Here is a 21,368-nt window from a genome sequence, read left to right as displayed (position 1 = left end):
GCCTCGGGCCCGCGCACCGCGTCACCTCTTCCGACCCGTACCCCCGCGGGCCGTGCTGGCGCATGCCCGCAACACGGGCTGCGACCCCACGCCCCGCCCGGCAGCTCACCGGTCGGCGAACCACCTCGGGGCCGGGACGGCGTCGTCCCGCCCCCACCGGAGAGCGAGGCGCAGCACCGCCACACCCCCGGGTGGCCCCGGCACCCACCCGGAGCAGGTAGCACATCGTCCCCCACCGGAGGAACCAGATGGCAAGATCGGTACACCGATGGCTCGCCGCGATCGCAGGGGTCGGGATCGTCGTCCCGCTCGCCGCGACCGCCCCGGCGTTGGCCCAGCCGGCCCAGGACAAGACCAGTGTCCTGGTGTTCACCAAGACCGACGGTGAGCGGCACCCGTCCATCGACAAGGGTGTCAACGCGATCCGCACCCTGGGCAACGGCAACGGCTTCACCGTCGACGTCACCCAGAACTCCACCGCCTTCTCCGACGACAACCTGGCCAGCTACGGCGCGGTCGTCTTCCTCAACACCACCGGCGACGTGCTCAACGGCGGCCAGGAGGCGGCCTTCGAGCGCTACATCCGCAACGGTGGTGGCTACCTCGGCGTGCACGCCGCGGTCGAGGCCGAGCCATCGTGGACGTTCTACCGCGACATCGTCGGCACCACCGCGGCCGGCACGGCGTCGAGCGGGTCGGCGACCATCGACGTGGCCGACCGGGTCCACCCGGCGAGCAAGCCGCTCGCCCGGCAGTTCAGCCTGAACGACCAGTGGTACAACTTCACCACCAACGTGCGGGGCACCGCGCACGTGCTGGCCACGGTGGACGAGAAGACCTTCACCGGCGGCACCATGGGCTACGACCACCCGATCTCCTGGTGCAAGGACTTCCAGGGCGGCCGGTCGTTCTACACCGGACTCGGCGACTCCGCCGACACGTACGCCAACGGCACCTTCCGCAAGCACCTGCTCGGCGCGATCCAGTGGTCGGCCGGCATGGTCCAGGGCGACTGCGGGGCGACGGTCAAGGCCAACTACGAGAAGGTCATCCTCAACGACGAGCCGGGCGAGCCGATGACCCTGTCGGTGCTGCCCGACGGCCGGGTGCTGCACAACACCCGGGCCGGCGAGATCCGGCTGTACGACCCGAAGACCGGTGCCAGCCCGGTCGTCACCACCCTCCCCGTCTACCAGCACGACGAGGACGGCCTCCAGTCGATCACCGTCGGCCCGGACTTCGCCACCGACAAGTGGGTCTACGTCTACTACGCCCCGAAGCTGGACACCCCGATCACCGACGCGCCGGTGACCAGCACCGACCCGACCGCGTGGGACGCCTACAAGGGGCACAACCAGCTCTCCCGGTTCAAGTGGGTCGAGGAGCCGACGCCGCACCTGGACCTGGCCAGCGAGCAGAAGATCATGAAGGTCGACACCGACCGGGGTGTCTGCTGCCACGTCGCCGGTGAGGTCAAGTTCGACGGCAAGGGGCTGCTCTACCTGGTCACCGGTGACGACACCAACGCCGGTGGCTCGGACGGCTACACCCCGATCAACGAGTCGCCGACCCAGGGCCCGGGCTACGACGCCCAGCGTTCCGCCGGCAACACCAACGACCTGCGGGGCAAGGTGCTGCGGATCAAGGTGAAGGCCGACGGGTCGTACAGCGTCCCGGCCGGCAACCTCTTCCCCGAGGCCGAGGACCGGGACGACAAGACCCGCCCGGAGATCTTCCTGATGGGGCTGCGCAACCCGTTCCGCTTCGACGTGGACTCCCGGGGCTTCGTCTACATCGGTGACTACTCGCCGGACTCGCAGGTGCCGAACGCGGCCCGGGGGCCGGAGGGCACCGGCCGGTGGATCGCCGCCAACAAGGCCGGCAACTACGGCTGGCCGTACTGCTACTCGCCGACCCTGCCGTACATCGACTACGACTTCGTGACCAAGCAGTCGAAGGGGGCGTTCAACTGCGCCGCGCCGGTGAACGACTCGCCGCGCAACACCGGCCGTCGGGTCCTCCCGCCGGTGCAGGACCCGCAGCTCAACTACACCTTCCGGGCCACCACCACCTGCGCCGAGGCGTACCTGAACACGCCGCCCGGCACCTGTGAGTTCCAGTGGCCGGTGCTCGGCACCGGTGGCGTCGGCCCGATGGGCGGCCCGGTCTACAAGTACGACGCCGCGCTGGCCTCCGAGACCAAGTTCCCGGAGTACTACCACGACGCGGTGGTCTTCGGGGAGTTCACCCGGGACAAGATCTACATGATGCGCACCAACGGCAGCGGCAAGCTGGTCGGGGTGGAGCAGTTCCTGCCGGGCGTCGTCTTCGACAACCCGATGGACATGGAGTTCGGCCCGGACGGCAACCTCTACCTGCTGGAGTACGGCGACGGCTTCTTCCGGGCCAACCCGGACGCCGCCCTGTCGGTGATCCGCTACGCCAAGGGCACCCGGGCGCCGGTGGCGGAGTTGAAGGCCAGCCCCACCTCCGGGCAGGCGCCGTTGACCGTGCAGTTCTCCGCCGAGGGCTCCTACGACGCGGACCCGGGCGAGACCATCACCTACGCCTGGGACTTCGACGGCAACGGCACCACCGACGCGACCGACCGGGACGCGTCGCACACCTACACCACCAACGGCGTCTTCACCGCCAAGCTGACGGTGACCGACACCAGCGGCAAGACGGCGGTGCTCACCCGCGAGATCACCGTGGGCAACACCGCACCCACCGTGAAGGTCACCTCGCCGCTGTCCGGCACCTTCTTCAACTGGGGTGACACCGTGCCGTGGACGGTCACCGTGACCGACCCCGAGGACGGTCCGATCGACTGCAGCCGGGTGACGGTCTCCTTCGTCCTGGGTCACGACACGCACGGGCACGGCATGAGCGACGCCAACGGCTGCTCGGGCTCGTTCGAGACCCCGGCCGACGGTGCCGACCACGCCGGTGGCTACCTGTACGGCGCGATCAGCGCCACCTACACCGACAAGGGCGCCAACGGCCAGCCGGCGCTGTCCGCCCTCGACCAGATCGTTCTGCAGACCTTCCGGCAGCAGGCCGAGTTCGCCCAGGTGCAGCAGGGCGTCACCCTGGCGAACACCACCGACGCCGGTGGCGGCCAGCACGTGGCCGGCATCGACAACGGCGACCACATCGCGCTCGACCCGATCAACCTGGGCGGGATCGACAAGATCACCTTCCGGTACGCCGGTGGCTCCACGGCCACCGTCGGGACCCCGCGCGGCATCGTCGAGCTGCGGCTCGACTCGCCGACCGGGACGCTGGTGACCAGCGCGACGCTCAACGCCACCGCCGGCACCAGCGCCTGGGCCAGCCAGACCTTCCCGGTCAGCCAGGCGGCCGGCACCCACGCGCTCTACCTGGTCTTCAAGCCCGCCTCCGGCGGACCCACGACCAGTCTGTTCAACCTCAACTGGGTGGAGTTCGGCGGCCCGACCGCCTGACGTCACCCTCCGGTCGCCGGGAGGACGGAGACTCCGTCCTCCCGGCGTCGTAACGGCACCGGGCGGCCACCGTCGGTCGGCCGGTCGGCACCGTCGGTGTCCGGCCCGGCCGGAGCCGTCGGTGTCCGGCCAGGTCTGACTGACCGGCCAGTGGTCGGCCGATCATCGATGATCTAGCGTCCCGTGCGCCGGGGGCAGCGCCATCGCCCCGGTGAGAAGCAGAAACGAGGGGGGACAGTGCCGTTCCGTGACGATGCCGCCGATCGGGGCGAGCAGCTCCGCCCCGACCGTTCGGGGCCGACAGTGACCTGCCCGCCGGGTTGGCGCCCGCTGCGGGTGGCGATGATCGGTCAGAAGGGCGTGCCGGCCACCCACGGGGGGATCGAACGGCACGTGGAGGAGATGGCCAGCCGGCTGGCCGGGCTCGGCCACGAGGTCACCGTCTACTGCCGGGACAGCTACGGCGCGGTGGAGGCCACCCGGCACCGGGGCATCCGGCTCCGGCGGACGCGCACCGTGCCCAGCAAGCACCTCGACGCCATCGTGCACTCGGCCACCTCGACGCTGGCCGCGCTGACCGAGCGCCCCGACATCGTGCACTACCACGGTCTCGGCCCGGTGCTGACCGCGCCGCTGGTCCGCTACGCCTCCCGGGCCCGGGTGGTGCTCACCGTGCACGGGCTGGACAACCAGCGCGACAAGTGGGGCCGGGCGGCGCGGGCCGTGCTCGGCACCGCGTACCGGCTCAGCGGGCACCTGCCGGACGCCCGGGTGACCGTGTCGCAGGGCCTGGCGGCGCACTACACCAGCCGGTTCGGCCGACCGGCCCGCTACATCCCCAACGGGGTGGCCGCCCCCACCCACCGGCCGCCCCGGGAGCTGTCCCGGTTCGGCCTGCGCCCCGGTGGCTACCTGCTGCTGGTCGGCCGGCTCGTCCCGGAGAAGGCCGCCGACCTGCTCGTCCGGGCGTTCCGACGGCTGCCGACCGACCTGCGGCTGGCCATCGTCGGCGGCTCGGCCTTCACCGACGAGTACGTCGCCCGGCTGCGTCAGGCCGCCGGCGACGACCCGCGCATCGTGTTCACCGACTTCGTCTACGGCGACGTGCTGGCCGAGTTGTACTCGCACGCGGCGGCGTTCGTGCAGCCGTCCCGCCTGGAGGGGCTGCCGCTGACCCTGCTGGAGGCCGCCTCGTACGGGCTGCCGGTGGTGGCCAGCGACATCGAACCCCACCGGGAGGTGCTGGACCACGACGGTCCGGGGCAACGGCTGTTCCGCGACGGCGACGTCGACGACCTGCTGCGGGCGCTGACCACGGTGACCGCCGACAGACCGGCCGAACGGGCCGGCGCCGCGCTGTTGCGCGACCGGGTACTCGCCGAGTACAGCTGGGACGCGGCAGCCCGCGAGTTGGAACGGCTCTACTTCTCGCTGGCCCTGCGGGTGCCCCGCCCGGTTCGGGACGTTAAGTCGCCAACGGTCGACGTAACGGCCCATGTCCCGGCCCGACGGCGACCGTTAGATTAGGCCGTTCTCCCGGCCGTCGGCGGCGACCGGCAACACAATCTGCGGAAACGAGTGGTCGGCGAGCGGTGGACGGACAGCGACACGGCACGGAGGTCGACCTCGCGCTGCCCGCAGAGAGACGCCGACGGTGGTCCGTCGGTGACCCGACCGCGCGCCTGCTGACCGGCGGCGCGGCGCTGCTCTGCGCCGTGGTCGCGGTCGGTGCCGGGCTGGTCGCGACCGGTGGCGGCCGGATCGGCGCGGTGCTGCCCCTGGTGATCCTCGCCGGGCTGGCCGTCGGGGTGCTCGCGTTGACCCGCTTCTCGGCGTACGTGCTGCTGATGCTGGCGGTCCGGTCCTGCGTCGACCTGTTCAAGCTCAGCGGCCCGACGGCCGGCCGGGCCGACGGTGCCGGGGCGACCCGCACGATGGACCCCTCGACCATCCTGGCGGTGCTGTTCCTGCTCGCCGCCGGACTCTGGCTCGCCGCCCAACTGCGGCAGCGGGGCCGGCTGCGCGGCTCCCCGCTCGGCGTGGCGATGCTGCTGGTCGGGGCCACCTCGCTGGTCAGCGCGGCCGGTGCCGCCCAGCCGGTGCCCAGCGCCCTGGAGGCGCTGCGGATCGGCACCGTGGTGGTGATGTTCGTGGTCCTGGAACAGTTGATGCCGGACCTGCCGGCGGTCCGCCGGGTGCTGCTCGCCGCGTACGTCTCGCTGGCGCTGGCGGTCGGCTACACCGTCGTGCTGTCCCTGCTCGGCCACCCACCGGCCGAGGTCAAGGGGGACTTCACCCGGATCAGCGGACCGTTCAGCCAGTCCACCACGTTCGGCCGCTACCTGATGTTCATGGTGATCTTCGGGTTCGGCATCCACCGCTACCTGAGCCGCCGACTGCGGCTCGGCCTCGGCGCGCTGCTCGCCGCGTCGCTGCTGTTCCTGCTGCTCACCAACACCCGCAGCGCCATCCTCGGGGCGGGGCTGGGCCTGCTGGTGGTGGCGGTGCTGCACCGCAGCCGGCGGATGCTGGTGGCGCTCTGCCTGGTCGCGGTGGCCGGGGTGGCCCTGCTGCCGAGCGTCGCGCACCGCTTCGGGCAACTCGCCGACAGCAGCGCCGTGGGCGGCGGCCCGACCGGCAACACCCTCGCCTGGCGGGTCGGCTACTGGGCGGAGATCGTGTCGCTGGCCAACCGCAACCCGGTCACCGGGATCGGCCCCAACATGACCAAGTTCGAGGCCGACGAGGCGAAGAAGCCGCACAACGACTTCCTGCGCGCGTACGTGGAGACCGGGCTGGCCGGGCTGCTGGCGTACCTGGCGATGATGGCGCTGTGCCTGCACACCGGGCTGAACGCGCTGCGCCGGGCCCCACCGGGCACCCTCGGCCGGGGCATCGCGATCGGGTTCCTGGGCTGCGCGGTCGCCTTCGTCGCGGTCAGCGCGGCCTCCAACGTGATCTCGAACGTGGTGACCCTGTGGTATTTCGCGGCGTTCGCCGCGGCAGCCGGCGCGGTCGCCCGCGGGCTACCGGACGACCTGTCCCGGCCGGCGTCGCTCCGACCGGTGACGACCGGCCGGCCCAACCGATGAACCGTCAAGCAGTGGGGAGCACCAGGGTGGAGATCGTCGACTATCTGCGGGTCGCGCGGCGTCGACTCTGGCTGCTGGTGGGCATTCCGCTGGTGGCCGGGGTGGCAGCCGCGCTGATCGTCCTGCTCGGCCCGCAGCAGTACGCCGCCACCTCCTACGTCGCCGCGCCCGCCCTGGTCGGTGGCAGCGCGTCCCAGCAGTACACCGGCACCCAGGCCGCCAACCAGTTCGCGGCGGCCTTCGCCGCGGCGGTGACCTCCCCGCAGGTGGTCGACCAGGTGGCCGCCGACACCGGGGTCCCCGCCGACACGCTGCGCGACGGGCTCGCGGTCAAGCAGGTCGGCGCGAGCAGTCAGCTCACCGTGACCTACACCGCCGACGACCGGTCCACGGTCGCCCCGGTGCTCACCGCCACCGGCCGGCGCGCGCTGGCGTTCCTGTTCACCAGCCAGGTCAACATCGCCACCGACGAGGTGAAGGCGGCCACCGACGAGCTGACCACCGCCACCCGGGCGATCAACGACTGGGAGAAGACCAACAAGGTCAGCCAGCCGGACAAGCTCTACCAGTCGACCCTCCAGGAGATCGCCAGCCTGCGGCAGCAGCAGTTGCAGATGCAGGCGGTCGGCAACAGCCGGGGCGCCGACGCCGCCGCCGAGTCGATCAGCGCCGGGCAGAAACGCCTCGACGGCCTCGGCCCGAAGCTGCCCGACTACCAGGCGCTGATCGCGCAGCGCGACAGCGCCACCAGCGCGCTGGCCTCGGCCCGGCAGGGCCTGCAACAGGCCCGCGCCCAGTCCCAGGCGGCCGACCCGGACAAGGTCACCAGCGTCGGCGAGGTGCAGCCGGTGTCCCGGATGCAGGCGCTGGTCGCGCTGGTGCTCCCGGTGTCCGGTGCCGGCCTGCTGCTGGCCGTGCTGCTGGTGGCGGTGCTGGAGTGGCTGGCGCGCAGCCGCCGGGCCGGACAGCCGGCGGCGGTCGGCCGGGCGACCCCGGCCCCGACCGGTGGGCGGCGCAGCAGTGACGACACGGTGGTGTTGCCGGCGGTGACGGCGACCGTGCCCGAGCAGCACTCCCGGCGTCGGTAGGTGAGGGTGCCCGCAGTGTCCACACGGGGCGACCAGCCCGTCCGGGAAGCGGCGCGGGGCGACCAGCACGTCCGGGGGATGGCCCGGGGCGGTGGGCTCAACCTGCTCGGCGCCCTGCTCAGCCAGGCGGCGGTCTTCCTGATCATGCTGCTGCTGGCCCGGGTGCTGGGCATCCGGGAGGTCGGCCGGTACGCCCAGTGCTACGCGGTGCTGTCGCTGGCCGGGCTGCTGTCGCTGTCCGGGTTCCGGGCCGGGCTGACCCGGTTCGTGGCGGTGCACCTGGCCGACGACGACGCCCCGGCGCTGCGCGGCACCGTCCGGCTGGGGCTGGCCGTCTCGGCCGGCTCGTCGGTCGTCCTGGCCGGGGCGCTGGCCTGGGGCGCACCCTGGCTCGCCGACCGGCTGCACGATCCGGGGCTGGTCACCGGCCTGCGGCTGGTCGCGTTGACCCTGCCCGCCTCGACGATCTGCGAGGCGGCCCTGGCGGCGACCCGGGGTTGGCGTACCCAGCGGCCGTTCACCTTCATCGGCCAGCTCTACGAGCCGGGCACCCGGCTGCTGCTCACCCTGTTCGCCCTGGTCACCGGGGCCGGGCTGACCGGGGCGTTCTGGGCGCTGGTGGCGGCCGGCTGGTCGGCGGCCCTGCTCGCCCTGCTGGCGCTGGCCCGGCTGGTGCGCCGGGTGCCGCCGGCCCGGCCGGTGCACCGGCCGGGGGAGCTGTTCCGTTTCTCCACTGTCAGTTGGGTGTCGTCGCTGTCGTCGACCGGGCTGATCTGGGTGGACACCCTGCTGCTCGGTTTCTTCGCCAACCCGGAGATCGGCGTCTACAACGTCGCCACCCGGCTGGTCACCGTGGCCATCTTCGTGCTCGCGCCGGTCAACGCGGCGTTCGGTCCGTACCTGGCACACCTCTACCACCGGGGGGATCTCGACGACGTCCGCCGGGTCTACGCGGTGGCCACCGGCTGGGTGGTCCGGTTGTCGCTGCCGGCGTTCGTGGCGCTGCTGGTCCTCCCCGGCGACCTGCTGCGTGTCTTCGGCGGCGAGGTAGCCACCGGCGCGGCGGTGACCGTGATCCTGGCCCTCGGCCAGCTCGTCAACGCGGCGACCGGCCCGTGCGGCACGGTGCTGAACATGTCCGGCCGGGTGGCGCTCAACATGGCCGACAACCTGGTCGCCCTGGTGCTCAACGTGCTGCTCAACCTGTGGCTGATCCCCGCGTACGGGATCGTCGGCGCGGCGGCGGCGTGGAGCGCCTCGCTGATCGTGGTCAACATCGCCCGGGTGGTGCAGGTCCGCCACCTGACCGGCGCGTTGCCGTTCACCGTCGGGATGGCCAAGGGGCTGGCCGCCGGGGTGGCCGCGCTGGCCGCCGGGCTGCTGGTGCGTTGGCTGGTGCCGGGCTGGCCGTGGCGGCCGGCGGCCGGGCTGACCGCGATCGTGGCGGTCTACCTGGGGACCGTGCTGGCGCTGGGGCTCAGCCGGGAGGATCTGATGGTGCTGCGCACCCTGGCCCGCCGCCGTCGTCGCGGCGACCCGTCCGACACCGTGCGGGTCGACCCCCCGGGTGTCGACCCGCGCGACCGGGCGGTGTCGCGGTGAGCGCGGGGCCGCGCCGGGCCGCCGTGGACCGGCTCCGTCGGGTGGTACGCGGCACCCGCGCCTGGGGGCGGGCGGTGTGGCCCGGCCCGGTCGGCGCGCTGCCCGACTTCCTGATCATCGGTGGGCAGCGCTGCGGCACCACCTCACTGCACCACTACCTCGCCGCGCACCCCGACGTGCGGGCCGCCACCGGCAAGGAACTCCAGTTCTTCAGTCTGCACTTCGGGCGGGGGACCCGCTGGTACCGGGCGCACTTCCCACCGGCCGTCGCCGGTCGACGCAGCTTCGAGGCCAGCCCCTACTACCTGTTCCACCCCGGCGTTCCGGCCCGGGTGGCGGCGACGCTGCCGCAGGCCCGGTTCGTGGCGCTGCTGCGCGACCCGGTCGAGCGGGCCTACTCGCACTACCTGCACACCCGCGCGTACGGGGTCGAGCCGTTGGGCTTCGCCGAGGCGCTCGCCGCCGAACCGGGCCGGCTGGCCGGGGCGCTGGCCGACGGGCCGGACACCCCGGCGGCCCACCACGCGCTGCGTAACTTCTCCTACGCCGCCCGGGGCCGCTACGCCGAGCAACTCGACCGCTGGTACGCCCACCTGCCCCCGGAACGGCTGCACGTGATCCGCAGCGAGGACCTGTACGCCGACCCGGCGGCCACCTACGCGGGCGTGCTGCGCTTCCTCGGGCTGGCCCCGTTCACCCCGGCGGAGTTCGCCCGGCACACCCGTCGGGCGGACACCGGCCCGTCCCAGCTCACCCCCGCACTACGGGCCGCGTTGGCCGCCGAGTTCGCCCCGCACAACGCCCGCCTCGCCGACCTGCTCGGCTGGCCGCGTACCTGGTGAACGGCCGCCGGGCCGCCGACGCCGCCCACCCCCTGGTCGGGGCGGCACACCGGTCAGCGGATCGGGGCGAGGACCGTGGCCGGGTCGTCCTTGGCCCGCAGCAGCACCGGGCTGGGGCCGATCGGCAGCGCGCCGGTGCGGGCGGTCGGATCGACGCCGACCGGGCCGCCGGTCAGACCCGCCGTGGCCGGCAGCGACACGGTGCCGGTCGAGGTCGACCAGACCACCAACGTGCTCTCCGCGCCCCGCCGGAACGCCACCCCGGTCAGGCCCTTGCCGTTCACCGGCTCGACGGTCGCGTCCCGGGCCGCCGCCGCCAGGGCGGCCATCATCGCGCCGGCCTGCCGTTGGGTGCCGTCCGGGTCGAGCAGGCCGTAGCGGACCTCCGCGCCGGCCCGGTTGTTCGGGTTGTACGCCAGCGGCAGCCAGAGCACCTCGTGGATGCCCCCGGCGACCAGCAGGCTGACCACCTTGACCATCTCGTCGCCCCGGGCCGCGGCGTCGTCGCCGCCGTCCTTCCAGAACTGGCCGACCTCCCACGCCTGCACCGGCACACCGGACGGCGTCTCGGCCCGCAGGTAGTCCAGCAGCGCCGGCACCCCGGAGAAGTGCTCGTAGAAGTGCAGTTGCCGGACGTCGACCACCCGGTCGTCGAGCAGCTTCTCGGTGACCGCGAGGTAGGCCAGGTTGCGGGCGTTCGGCGCGTTGTCCAGCGCGGCACGCAACGCCGCCGGGTCGTTCACCGCCGGGATCAGCCGACCCCGGGTGCCGATCCGCCGCTGGAAGTACGCCTGGTAGGCGGCGACGGCCTGGTCGGGCTGACCGGCCCGCAGCAGCCGGTCGGCGACCCCCATCCCGTACGCCACGCTGCTCATGCCCGAGTCGACCACCTTGGCCTTCGGGTCGGCCGACCGGATCGCCTCGGCGGCGGCGGTGACCAGCCGGCGGTAGTCCTCCGGGCTGCCCGCCCAGTACTGCTGCGCGTTGACCTCGTTCTCGATGGCGTACTCACCGACGCCGTAGGGCGCGTACCGCTTCACCAGCTCGCGGACGAAGTTCTGGTAGGTGGCCAAGTCCGTCGGCATCGCCGACTCGGTCTTGTTGGCCTGGCCCCGGGTGAACTTCGCCGTCCCGCCGGTCGCCCAGCACACCCCGGTACGGATCTTCAGGTGCAGGGTGATGCCGAGCTTGCGGCTGCGTTCGGCGATCTGGTCCACCGCCGAGAAGTCCGGGCTGCCCTGGGTCTTCTCGATGTCACACCAGCTCAGCTCGTGGTAGGTCGTCGAGCCGGAGAGTTTCTCGAGGTACGGCACGAACTGGTCGTGCCGGGTGAAGTCCCAGTGCGCGCCGAACGGGTTGCGGACCGGCGCACCGGCCGGCAGCGGCGTGCCGCTGGCACCGGCCGACGGACCGGTCGCCGACGGGGCGGGCCGGGGAGCCGGAGCGGGATCGTCGGAACAGGCCGCCCCGGCGACCAGGGCGAACAGCAGCGCGCCGGCGATCAGCGTCCGCCGCCCGGCCCGACGGGCCACCGACGACCCGTTCCGGCGGTTCACCGGTAGCCCAGTTCGCGCAGGGTGGCGCCGGAGAAGACCCGGACCAGCACCCGCAGGAAGGGGTCCAGCTCCCGGCGGTAGGTGCCGACCCGGGAGCCGTAGATCGGGGCGTCGGTGCCGGCGGCTGCCCGCCGTCGGTCCGCCTCGGCGGTGTACTTGCCCGCCACGTCGTGTTGCTTGCCGTCGTAGTCGAGCACGCCAGCCTCCCAGGGTTCGCCGAGGAACTCGAACAGGCCGCGCATGGCCTTCTCCGGGTCGGTGACCGTCTCCTCGTAACGCAGTTCGTGGTAGCGGTCGGCCGGCAGCCGGGCCCCGGCGGCGCGGGCGATCCGGATGTAGCGCGGCCACTTCACCACGCACTTGACCGCCGACCAGTAGCCGAACCGCTTGCGGTGCGACACCACCACGTCCCGGCCGTCCCGCACGACGTGCACGAACTGCGCGTCGGGGAAGACCTCGGCCAGGAAGTCGATGGAGAGCGCGTACAGCGGTGTCTTGTCGGCCCAGCGGGTCTTGCCCCGGGACCGGGCGTAGTCGGCCTGGATGCCGCCGAAGAAGTCGCCGATGCGGCCCAGCCAGTACTCCCGGGGGAACCCGAAGCGGGACAGCCGTTCCCAGTCCCGCCCGACGATGCGTTGCATGTCGGCCAGGAACCGGGTCTCCGGGCCGCAGCTGACCCGGGAGTGCGAGTCGAGCACCAGGCGCAGCATCGTGGTGCCGGACCGCTGGCACCCGACCAGGAAGATCGGCCCCTGCGCACGACCCGCCCCGGCTGCCGCATGCGGTGCGGGGCTGGTCCCAAGTGCGGGCCGGGCCTGCGGGTGCGGTGCGGGGCTGGTCGCCGGTGCGGGCCGGGCCTGCGCGTCGGGTGCGGGGTCGGCCATTGGTGCGGGCCGGGCCTGCGGGTCGGGTGCGGGGTGCGGGATCGGGTCGGCGGGGTCAGCCATGTTCCACCGTCTCGGGTCGGCCGGCCAGCGCGTCCAACCGGCCGGTCAGCGCGGTGCACAGCGCCCGTACCCGGGGGTCGATCTCCAGCCGGGGTCGCGGCGGGGTGCGCGCGCCGACGTGCGCGTGCAGCACCGGGTCGTACGGCAGGTCGAGGAACGCGCACAGCCGCCGGGTGTGCCCGGCCGGGTCGGCGACCAGCGCGTCGTACGAGCAGAGCAGGGTGTCCGGGCGGTCGGCCAGGCCCAGGGAGAAGTACAGCGAGTTGCGGACGTACCAGAACAGGGCGGCGGCGGTGTGCGGGGTCATCCGGTCGTGGTCGAAGCCGGCGACCAGCTCCCGGACCGACGGGTCCAGACGTTGCCCCTGCCAGCGGTCACCGATCGTGCCGTCGGCGATCGCCCGCAGCGCCCGCAGGTTGGCGTCACCGAACTTCGCCACCTCGGAGCGGGCCCGGTCGTCGACGTCCCGGTACGCCCACAGCGCCCGCCCCGGCGCGACCCCGGCCAGGCCGAGCAGTTCGTCCACCCGGTGCGTGTCGCACAGCGGCTTGACCAGCACGAACCGGTGCCGGCTGCGCCGGATGGCGGCGGTCAGCACGGGGTCGGGGCGCAACCGGAAGCGGTGGAACACCGCGCGGTCGTTCTCGTTGCGCACCTCGACCGACGGGTCCGCGTCCAATCCCCGGGTGAGCATGTTGGTGCCGGAGCGTTGCAGGCCCACCAGGTAGACCGGGACGGCCTGGCCGGGTGGCCCGGGATGCGCCCGCCGCCACCGCCGTTTGGCCAGCGCGGTGCGGGCCCGCTCGACCGGGTCGAGCCGGTCCTCCTCGACCAGCCGCCGGATGCCCTCGGTACGCGCCCAGCGCAGGTGCCGGCGGACCCGGCGGGCGGTGTACGCCAGCGCCGAGGGTTCGTCGGGGTGGGGCACCGGGTCCTCCTCGGGCACGTCGGGCGGGGTGGGGCACACGGTACCGGCAGATCATCGCGGCTGGCCACGTGGCCGTGTGGTCAGCCGGTGATGGGCCGTGTGGCTACTTGGGGATCATGAACTGGACTCACGACACCGGTGTTGCATACGGTGGGGCCCCTGGTCACCGCTGCTGTCCGGGGCGACAACCCCACCCCCCGACCCCAGTGGGCCGCAGCAGCCACCCCCGGAGCAGGCCGATGCGTGTCCTCCACGTCAACAAGTTCCTCTACCGGCGCGGCGGCGCCGAGGGCTACCTGCTCGACGTCGCCGAGCTGCAACGGGGCGACGGCGACGAGGTGGCCTTCTTCGGCATGACCCACCCGGACAACGACGCCCCGACCCCGTACGCCCGGCACTTCCCGTCTCTGGTGGAGCTGGACCCGGCGCCGCGCGGCGCGGGACCCCGCGCGGCGGCGGCGGCCCGGATGATCTGGTCGCCGGCCAGCCGGCGGGGCCTGGCCCGGGTGCTCGACGAGTTCCGGCCCGACGTGGTCCACCTGCACAACATCTACCACCAGCTCTCCCCGTCGGTGCTGGCCGCGGTGCGGGCCGCCCGGGTGCCGGCGGTGATGACCCTGCACGACTACAAGCTGGCCTGCCCCAGCTACCAGATGCTCGACCGGGGCACGGTCTGTGACGCCTGCGTGACCGGGGGGCCGTTGCGCGCCGCCCGTCGCCGCTGCAAGGACGGTTCGCTCGGGGCCAGCTCGCTGCTCGCCGTCGAGTCCTGGCTGCACCGCTCCACCCGGGCGTACGGGCCGGTGCAGGCATTCGTCAGCCCCAGCCGGTTCCTGGCCGACGTGATGCGTCGGGCGGGTGTCTTCCCCGACCGGATGCATGTGGTGTCCCACTTCGTCGACGTCGCCGCGACGGCGGTCAAGGCGGCACCCGGCGGGCCGGTGGTCTTCGCCGGTCGACTCGCCCCGGAGAAGGGCGTCGACGTGCTGATCGAGGCGCTCACCCGACTGCCCGACGACGTCGTGCTCGAGGTGGCCGGGGACGGCCCGGCCCGGGACGGGCTGACCGCACTGGCCCGGCGGCGGGCCCCCGGCCGGGTCCGGTTCCACGGCCGGCTGGACAAGGCCCGGCTGCACGAGCTGGTCCGCTCGGCCACGGTGGTGGCGGTGCCGTCGCGGTGGAACGAGAACCAGCCGATGGCGGTGCTGGAGGCGTACGGCTGCGGGGTGCCGGTGGTCGCCTCCGACCTGGGTGGGCTGCCGGAACTGGTCACCCCGGGGGTGGACGGCGAGGTGGTGCCCGCCGACGATCCGGCCGCGCTGGCCGTCGGGCTGGGACGTGTGCTGGCCGACCCGCAGCGGGCGTACCGGATGGGGCTGGCCGGCCGGGCACGGGTGGAGCGGGACTTCTCCCCGCAGACGCACCTGACCCGGCTGCGGGAGGTCTACGCGACCGCCGCCCGGACCGTGCGGGAGCCGGTGTGAACCCGCCGGTGCGGGTGCTCTACCTGGCCGGCAGCGGACGCAGCGGCAGCACCCTGGTCACCACCGTGCTCGGCCAGTACGACGGGGTCTTCGCCGCCGGTGAGCTGCGCTACCTGTGGCAGCGCGGCGAACTGGAGAACCGGCCCTGCGGCTGCGGCCGGCCGCTACGGGACTGCCCGCTGTGGCGGGAGGTGCGCCGGGACCTGCCGACCGACCGGGCCGCCGCGATCGCCGCCGGGCTGCGCGGCCGGCTGCGGATGCGCGGGCTGCCCGCGCTGCTGCGCCGGCACCGGCGCGGTCGGCGTCCGGTGCCCGCGCACCCCGACGACGCGGCGCTGACCGACCTGTACGCGGCCGTGGCCCGGCACACCGGGGCGCGGGTGGTGGTCGACTCGTCGAAGCTGCCCCCGTACGGGGCGCTGCTCGGCGCGCTGCCGGGCATCGAGCTGCGGGTGCTGCACCTGGTCCGTGACCCCCGGGCCACCGCCTTCTCCTGGCGACGCCGCCGGGGCCTCGACGGTGACACCGACCCGGAGCTGATGAGCCGGCCGCCGGTGTGGAAGGCGGCCCTGCTCTGGTTGGTCTGGAACACCGTGACCGTCCGCCTGTGGGGTGGCGGTGCCCCGGAGAGCTACCTGCGGGTGCGCTACGAGGACCTGACCGCCGACCCGGAGGCGACGCTGCGCCGGATCGCCGGATTCGCGGGCGTCGACGCCGACAGCGGCCCGTTCACCGGCCCGGCGACCGTGCGGTTGGTGCCGACGCACTCGGTGGCCGGCAACCCGTCGCGGCACCGGACCGGACCGGTGCCGATCACCGCCGACGTGCAGTGGCGGCGCGACCTGTCCCGCTGGTCGTACGCGCTGGTCACCGGGCTGACCGCACCGGGCCTGCGCCGGTTCGGCTACCCGTGGCGTCGGGGCGTCCCGGCACCCGCACGGCCGGCCGGGCAGCCGGTGGAGGTCTGGCAGTCGGCGTCGGCCGGGCAAGAGGAGGGCTGAGGGATGTTGGCGGTGGTGGTGGGCACCGGGCGGTGCGGCTCGACGCTGGTGCAGGAGTTGTTGTCCCGGCACCCCGGGGTCGGGTTCGTCTCCGGCGTCGACGACAAGCTGTCCCGGCTCAACCTCGCCGGCCGGCTCAACGGGCCGCTGTACCGGCGGTCGGCGCCCCGCCCGGCGGGCATGACCTCGCTGCGGCACAGCCGGCGGCTGCTGGAGAAGGGTCGGCTGCGGGTCGCCCCGTCGGAGGCGTACGACCTGCTGGACCGGCACGTGGTGGCCGGCTTCTCCCGCCCGTGCCGGGATCTGACCGCCGAGGATCTCACCCCCTACCTGCGGCGGCGGCTGCGCGCCTTCTTCGACGCCCGGATCGAACGGCAGGACTGCCGGCTGCTGCTGCACCACGTGACCGGGTGGCCGCGCACCGGTTTCCTGCGGGCCGGCTACCCCGGGCTGCGGGTGGTCAACGTGGTCCGCGACGGGCGCGCGGTGACCAACTCCTGGCTCCAGATGGGCTGGTGGGACGGCTGGCGTGGGCCGGACAACTGGTTCCTCGGGCCGTTGCCGACCGACCTGCGCCGGGAGTGGGAGGAGTACGACAGGTCGTTCCCGGTGCTCGCCGCCCTGGGCTGGAAGATGCTGATGGACCGGTTCGCCGAGGCACGCGCCGCGCACCCCGAGGGGCAGTGGCTCGACGTGCGTTACGAGGACCTGCTGGCCGACCCGCGCGCCGAGGTGGCCCGGATGCTCGACTTCCTCGACCTGGAGTGGTCACCGGCGTTCGAGAAGGGGTTCGGGCGGTACCGGTTCCACGCCGGGCGGCGGGCGGCGTACCAGGACGAGTTGGGCGTGGACCAGCTCGCCGCCGTCGAACGGGTGCTGGACAAGCCGCTGCGGCAGTGGAGCTACCGGGACTGACCGGCGCGGGCCGGCCCGGCCCGGTCACGGCGTGCCGTCGTCGGGGCGCGGGCGGACGGGGTGCCGGACCGGGTGGGGGCAAAGTTCCTACACGTGCAGATGGTCGGGACGGTCGGTCGGCCCATAACGTGCGCGGTCTCGGGAGATTCAAGGAGACCGCATGGCTGGAATGGGAACACCCCTCCGCGCCGGGGTGGCCGTACTGTCCGCGATGGTGCTCGCCGCCCTGGGCGCGGCACCACAGGCGGTGGCGGCGCCGGAGGTACCGACGATCGTGGTCCAGGACGGGGTCACCCAGCCGGTGTTCGGCTACGCCGACGCCATCCGGGAGCGCCTGTTCATCGATTCCACCTTCGACAGCGACAACGACGGGCTGCGCGACATCATCGCGTTCGACCTGATGCGGCCGGCGGCCACCGCGAACGGCCTCAAGGTCCCGGTGATCATGGACGCCAGCCCGTACTACTCGACGGTCTGCAGGGGCAACGAGTCCGAGTGCAAGGCCGACCTGGACGGCGACGGCCTGCTCGACAGATGGCCGCTGTTCTACGACAACTACTTCGTGCCGCGCGGCTACGCGGTGATCCTGCTGGACATGGTGGGCACCAACAACTCCACCGGCTGCCCCACCACCAACGCCAACCAGGACAATCTCAGCGCCAAGCAGGCGATCAACTGGCTCAACGGCCGGGCCACCGCCCGCAACGCCGCCGGGCAGGTGGTCACCGCCGACTGGCACAACGGCAAGTCGGGCATGATCGGCAAGTCGTACGACGGCTCGCTGGCCATGGCGACGGCGGTGACCGGCGTCAAGGGCCTGACCACCGTGGTGCCGATCAGCGGCCCCACCGAGTACTACGACTACGTGCGCAGCAACGGGGTGGTCACCCGGGGCAACAGCTACGTGTCGTCGCTGGCCAACACGGTCACCAACCCGGAGCGGCGGGAGTACTGCAAGCCGGTGCGCGACGCGATGGGCGCCGCCGACGGTGACGAGCACGGCGACTACACCGCCTTCTGGAACGAGCGCAGCTACGTCAAGAAGGTCCCCAACATAACGGCCAGCGTGCTGCTCTACCACGGTCTCAACGACGACAACGTCCGCCCGGACCACTTCAGCAAGTTCTGGTACGCCCTGGCGGAGAACAACGTCCCGCGCAAGCTGTGGCTGTCCCAGGAGGGGCACGTCGACCCGTTCGACTCGCGGCGCGCGGTCTGGGTGTCCACCCTGCACCGGTGGTTCGACTTCTGGCTGCACGGGGTGGCCAACGGCATCACCGACGAGCCCCGGGTCGACCTGGAGCGGGCCGCCGACGTGTGGGAGACCCACGCCGACTGGCCGATCCCCGGCAAGGCCGACACCGAGGTGTTCCTGCAGCCGGGCACCACCGGGGCGGGCGGTCTGGACCTGGTGCCGACCGCCAAGCCGGCGACCGGCGCGTTCCAGGACAGCCGTACCCAGACCCAGAACACGATGATCCTCAACCCGGACGCGGTGCAGCCCCACCGGCTGGCGTTCCTGTCCGCGCCGCTGACCGCGCCCCTGCACATCTCGGGTACGCCGACCGTGCAGCTGCGGGCCTCGGCCGACCAGACCGACACCAACTTCGGGGCGATCCTGGTCGACTACGGCACCGACGAGCGGGTGGCGCACCGGGCCTCCGGCGAGGGCATCATCACCCTGACCACCGAGGACTGCTGGGGGCTGAGCAGCCCGACCGACGACGGCTGCTACAAACAGACCGCCAAGCGGGTCGCCACCGCCGACTACGAGCTGGTCACCAAGGGCATCATGGACGCCCAGAACCGGCAGTCGATCCGCACGGCCGTGCCGCTGGTGGTGGGGGAGTCCTACCACTTCAGCTTCCCGCTGCTGCCGGAGGACTACGTCTTCACGCCGGGCCACCGGATCGGCGTGATCATCGTGGCCAGCTACCCGCAGTACTCCAGCCAGGCGGACACCACCGCCGCGAACATCAAGGTCGCCCTGAAGAGCAGCAAGATCGTTCTTCCGGTGGTCGGCGGCACCACCGCCGCGCACGCCGCCGGTCTCTGACCGGTCCCCGGCGGTCGTCTTCCGGTCGGCACCACCGGGGGTGGCCGCTGGCGCAGCGCTGCTGCGCCAGCGGCCACCGTCGGTGCGCCCGGGCCGTGTCGGGCCTCAGCCGGGGTCGGATCGCCCGGGTGGTCGGCGTGGCGGCCACCCGGCCCCGGTCACCCGACCGTGCAGGGGGTGCCGTTGAGGACGAAGCCGGTGGGCGGGACGTTCGGGCCGCTGTAGGCCCCGACGAAACCGGCGCTGGCGCTGCCCCCGGCGGCGATCCGCCGGTTGTCGTCGGTGCTGGCGACCGTCACCGTGCGCCCGGTCTGCGTCCAGGTGGCGCTCCAGCCGCTGCTCACCTGCTGCCAACTGGTCGGCCAGCTCCAGGTCAACGTCCAGCCGTCGACGGGGTTCGCCCCGTTGTTGACGATCTCGACGTTGCCGACCCATCCGTTGCCCCAGTCGCTGGCGGTGCTGAGCCGGACGGTGCAGGCGCTGTCGGCCGGGCCGGCGGTGGTGAAGGTGACCGGCGACGACGACCAGGACACCTTCCCGGCGGTGTCCCGGGTCAGCACGTTGAGCGTGTACCGGGTGCCGGGGACGAGGTTGTCGACGGTGAACGAGGTGCCGGCCGTCTCGCCGAGCTGCTCGCTGACCGTGCCGTTCTGCCGGTACACCTCGTACTTGGCGATCGGGGCGCCCTTCGGCGGGGCCGGCGACCAGGAGATCGTCGCCGACCGGTCGGTGACCCCACTGGCGGTCGGCTGCCCCGGCGGGGCCGGGTGGGCGGTGACCGGGGACGAGGGCCGCAGCACCAGCGTGGTCAGCGAGTACGGCGGCAGCGTCCGGCTGTCCGCGCTGCCCGACTGGCCGGTGACGACGCCGGCCGCCCCGTTGGTCAACGAGTACGTCGTCGGCGCGGCGCCCGACGGGGTGAAGCCGGCGTAGTCGAGGGTGACCGGGCGGGCGTTGTCCGGGTCCTTGTTGACCAGCAGCACCGCGAGATCCCCGTCGACCCGCCGGACGGCGTGCGCGGTGACCAGCGGCTGGTCGGTGGCGGCGCGGACGAACTGGTCGCCCGGCCGGGCGAACAGGTTCATCATCGACAGCGCGTGGTACGGGGCGAACGGGGTGTTCAGCGGCGGCTCGCAGACCGAGTTGTCGGCGGTGCAGGTGCCGCTGGACAGCAGCCCGAAGTCGCCGTAGTCGGTCTGCCCGCCCACCTGCGACACGGTGCCGATGCCGTTGTGCACGTTCCACCACTGGACCGTGAAGACGCCGTTCTCCAGCAGGTCGCTGTAGGCGTCGGCGAGGAACAGCGCGCCGGGCTGGGTGTTCTGGCCGGTACCGACGTTCAGCTCGGTGAAGCTGATGCCGATCCGGGCGGCGTTCGGGCCCGCGTACCGGGCGAGCTGGTCGCGCAGCAGGTGGGCCGCCTCGTCGATGTGGGCGGTACGGGCCAGCGACTCGGCCGCGCTGCCACCCGGGTACCAGTGCACGTCCACGAAGTCGATCTTCGGGCCGGCGATCGAGAGCACGGTCCGGTTCCACGGTCCCGGGTCACTGCCGGCGGTGATCCCGTCCGGCCAGTTCCCCGGCATGGTCAGCACCGCGCCGACCTTGATGCTGGGATCGACAGCCTTCATCGCGTCGGCGTACTCGACGACCAGCCGGGCGTACTGGCTGGCGCTCTTGTCGGGGTGGTCGTCGGCCTCCCAGGCCGAACCGTAGTGGCCGTTGCCGTAGTTCTCGTTGCCGACCGTCCACCACTTCGCGCCGTACCCCTTGGTGACGTTGGCGTAGCGGACCCAGTCGGCGGCCTCGGCGGGGGAGCCGGTGCCGTAGTTCGCGATGATCATCGGCTGTGCGCCGACCCGCCGGGCGGCGGCCATGAAGGTGTCGAAGTCGGTGTTCGGCGCGACGTACCCGCCGGGCGCGGTGTGGTCGCGCCAGTGGTAGATGTCGGCGTACGAGCCGCCCGGATACCTCATCATCCGCACGCCGGCGGCCTTGAGCAGGTCGGACGTCTCGGCGGTGCCGAGCTGGGAGTCCCAGATGGCATGGTTGACCCCGAGCGCGGTGTCCGGCACGGTGGCCAGCCCGGCGTTGGCGTTGACGGTCACGGCCACCGGGTCCGACGCCGCGTCGGCGGGCGACGGACCGGACACGGCGAGCCCACCGGTGGCGAGCAGCAGGCTCGCGGCGAGCGCCGTCCAGCGCCCCCGGCCGCGCCGCGACGGGCGCGACGGTGGGGCGGAATCTCTGTTCATACGGGTTCCTTCGTGGGTCACCACAGCGCACCGCCCGGCCGGTCGGGGTTGCGTCGCCCACGAGGGCGTCGAGACGGCGGGCGGGACTGATGGACGGAGTGCTGGCGTCGTTCCGTCGTGCTTGTCGCCGTCCCC

General features: G+C 73.0%; 14 protein-coding genes. 10 read left to right on the top strand and 4 right to left on the bottom strand.

What is annotated here, in order from left to right:
- Positions 1-248 precede the first annotated feature (248 nt).
- The 6 genes from GA0070216_RS10515 to GA0070216_RS10490 all read left to right on the top strand — a co-directional run bounded on the left by GA0070216_RS10515 (position 249) and on the right by GA0070216_RS10490 (position 10,091).
- Positions 249-3,467 (top strand): ThuA domain-containing protein, encoded by a 3,219-nt coding sequence (locus GA0070216_RS10515; RefSeq protein ID WP_091243130.1) that lies wholly within the window; start codon positions 249-251, stop codon positions 3,465-3,467.
- A 237-nt stretch (positions 3,468-3,704) separates the two neighbouring features.
- On the top strand, positions 3,705-4,994 hold the full coding sequence (locus GA0070216_RS10510) for a glycosyltransferase family 4 protein (RefSeq protein ID WP_091243127.1): 1,290 nt from the start codon (positions 3,705-3,707) through the stop codon (positions 4,992-4,994).
- Between the two features lie 65 nt (positions 4,995-5,059).
- Positions 5,060-6,559, top strand: a complete 1,500-nt coding sequence (locus GA0070216_RS10505) for an O-antigen ligase family protein (protein ID WP_091243124.1) — start codon at positions 5,060-5,062, stop codon at positions 6,557-6,559.
- A gap of 11 nt (positions 6,560-6,570) precedes the next feature.
- On the top strand, positions 6,571-7,647 hold the full coding sequence (locus GA0070216_RS10500; RefSeq protein ID WP_176738905.1) for a Wzz/FepE/Etk N-terminal domain-containing protein: 1,077 nt from the start codon (positions 6,571-6,573) through the stop codon (positions 7,645-7,647).
- A 15-nt stretch (positions 7,648-7,662) separates the two neighbouring features.
- A complete protein-coding gene (locus tag GA0070216_RS10495) occupies positions 7,663-9,249 on the top strand; it encodes a flippase (RefSeq protein WP_141723038.1) in 1,587 nt (528 codons plus the stop codon).
- Positions 9,246-10,091 carry a sulfotransferase family protein gene (locus GA0070216_RS10490; protein ID WP_176738904.1) on the top strand — a complete coding sequence of 282 codons (846 nt, stop codon included), beginning with the start codon at positions 9,246-9,248 and terminating at the stop codon, positions 10,089-10,091. Before GA0070216_RS10495 ends, GA0070216_RS10490 begins: the two co-directional genes overlap by 4 nt.
- A 53-nt stretch (positions 10,092-10,144) precedes the next feature.
- Here GA0070216_RS10490 and GA0070216_RS10485 read toward each other — a convergent pair whose 3' ends face one another.
- From GA0070216_RS10485 to GA0070216_RS10475, 3 genes are read right to left on the bottom strand one after another with little or no spacing between them, the layout of a single operon-like run.
- Positions 10,145-11,647: a hypothetical protein gene (locus tag GA0070216_RS10485; RefSeq protein WP_091243111.1), complete on the bottom strand. Its 1,503-nt coding sequence runs from the start codon at positions 11,645-11,647 to the stop codon at positions 10,145-10,147.
- Entirely contained in the window at positions 11,644-12,594 is a 951-nt protein-coding gene (locus GA0070216_RS10480; protein ID WP_091243108.1) for a sulfotransferase family protein, read from the bottom strand. The genes GA0070216_RS10485 and GA0070216_RS10480 overlap by 4 nt, the downstream gene beginning before the upstream one ends.
- Positions 12,587-13,522 (bottom strand): sulfotransferase family protein, encoded by a 936-nt coding sequence (locus GA0070216_RS10475; protein WP_141723037.1) that lies wholly within the window; start codon positions 13,520-13,522, stop codon positions 12,587-12,589. The genes GA0070216_RS10480 and GA0070216_RS10475 overlap by 8 nt, the downstream gene beginning before the upstream one ends.
- Before the next feature lie 239 nt (positions 13,523-13,761).
- Between GA0070216_RS10475 and GA0070216_RS10470 the strand changes: the two genes are divergently transcribed.
- From GA0070216_RS10470 to GA0070216_RS10455, 4 genes are all read left to right on the top strand, one after another.
- A complete protein-coding gene (locus GA0070216_RS10470) occupies positions 13,762-15,006 on the top strand; it encodes a glycosyltransferase (protein ID WP_176738903.1) in 1,245 nt (414 codons plus the stop codon).
- Entirely contained in the window at positions 15,003-16,007 is a 1,005-nt protein-coding gene (locus GA0070216_RS10465; RefSeq protein ID WP_091243098.1) for a sulfotransferase family protein, read from the top strand. The genes GA0070216_RS10470 and GA0070216_RS10465 overlap by 4 nt, the downstream gene beginning before the upstream one ends.
- 3 nt (positions 16,008-16,010) lie before the next feature.
- Positions 16,011-16,922: a sulfotransferase family protein gene (locus GA0070216_RS10460; protein ID WP_091243095.1), complete on the top strand. Its 912-nt coding sequence runs from the start codon at positions 16,011-16,013 to the stop codon at positions 16,920-16,922.
- 160 nt (positions 16,923-17,082) lie between these two features.
- On the top strand, positions 17,083-18,978 hold the full coding sequence (locus tag GA0070216_RS10455) for a CocE/NonD family hydrolase (RefSeq protein WP_245722417.1): 1,896 nt from the start codon (positions 17,083-17,085) through the stop codon (positions 18,976-18,978).
- A 158-nt stretch (positions 18,979-19,136) separates the two neighbouring features.
- Here GA0070216_RS10455 and GA0070216_RS10450 read toward each other — a convergent pair whose 3' ends face one another.
- Positions 19,137-21,233 (bottom strand): cellulose binding domain-containing protein, encoded by a 2,097-nt coding sequence (locus GA0070216_RS10450; protein WP_091243088.1) that lies wholly within the window; start codon positions 21,231-21,233, stop codon positions 19,137-19,139.
- Positions 21,234-21,368 lie beyond the last annotated feature (135 nt).

Source organism: Micromonospora matsumotoense, assembly GCF_900091525.1.
GTDB lineage: Bacteria > Actinomycetota > Actinomycetes > Mycobacteriales > Micromonosporaceae > Micromonospora > Micromonospora matsumotoensis.
Note: the sequence above shows the minus strand (reverse complement) of the source record. Positions and strands in the feature narration are given on the sequence as shown.

Excerpts from the sequence above, each read along its gene's own strand:
- GA0070216_RS10460 (WP_091243095.1), top strand. The coding sequence starts at position 16,011 with ATGTTGGCGGTGGTGGTGGGCACCGGGCGGTGCGGCTCGACGCTGGTG.
- GA0070216_RS10480 (WP_091243108.1), bottom strand. The coding sequence starts at position 12,594 with ATGGCTGACCCCGCCGACCCGATCCCGCACCCCGCACCCGACCCGCAG.
- GA0070216_RS10455 (WP_245722417.1), top strand. The coding sequence starts at position 17,083 with ATGGCTGGAATGGGAACACCCCTCCGCGCCGGGGTGGCCGTACTGTCC.
- GA0070216_RS10515 (WP_091243130.1), top strand. The coding sequence starts at position 249 with ATGGCAAGATCGGTACACCGATGGCTCGCCGCGATCGCAGGGGTCGGG.
- GA0070216_RS10450 (WP_091243088.1), bottom strand. The coding sequence starts at position 21,233 with ATGAACAGAGATTCCGCCCCACCGTCGCGCCCGTCGCGGCGCGGCCGG.
- GA0070216_RS10470 (WP_176738903.1), top strand. The coding sequence starts at position 13,762 with ATGCGTGTCCTCCACGTCAACAAGTTCCTCTACCGGCGCGGCGGCGCC.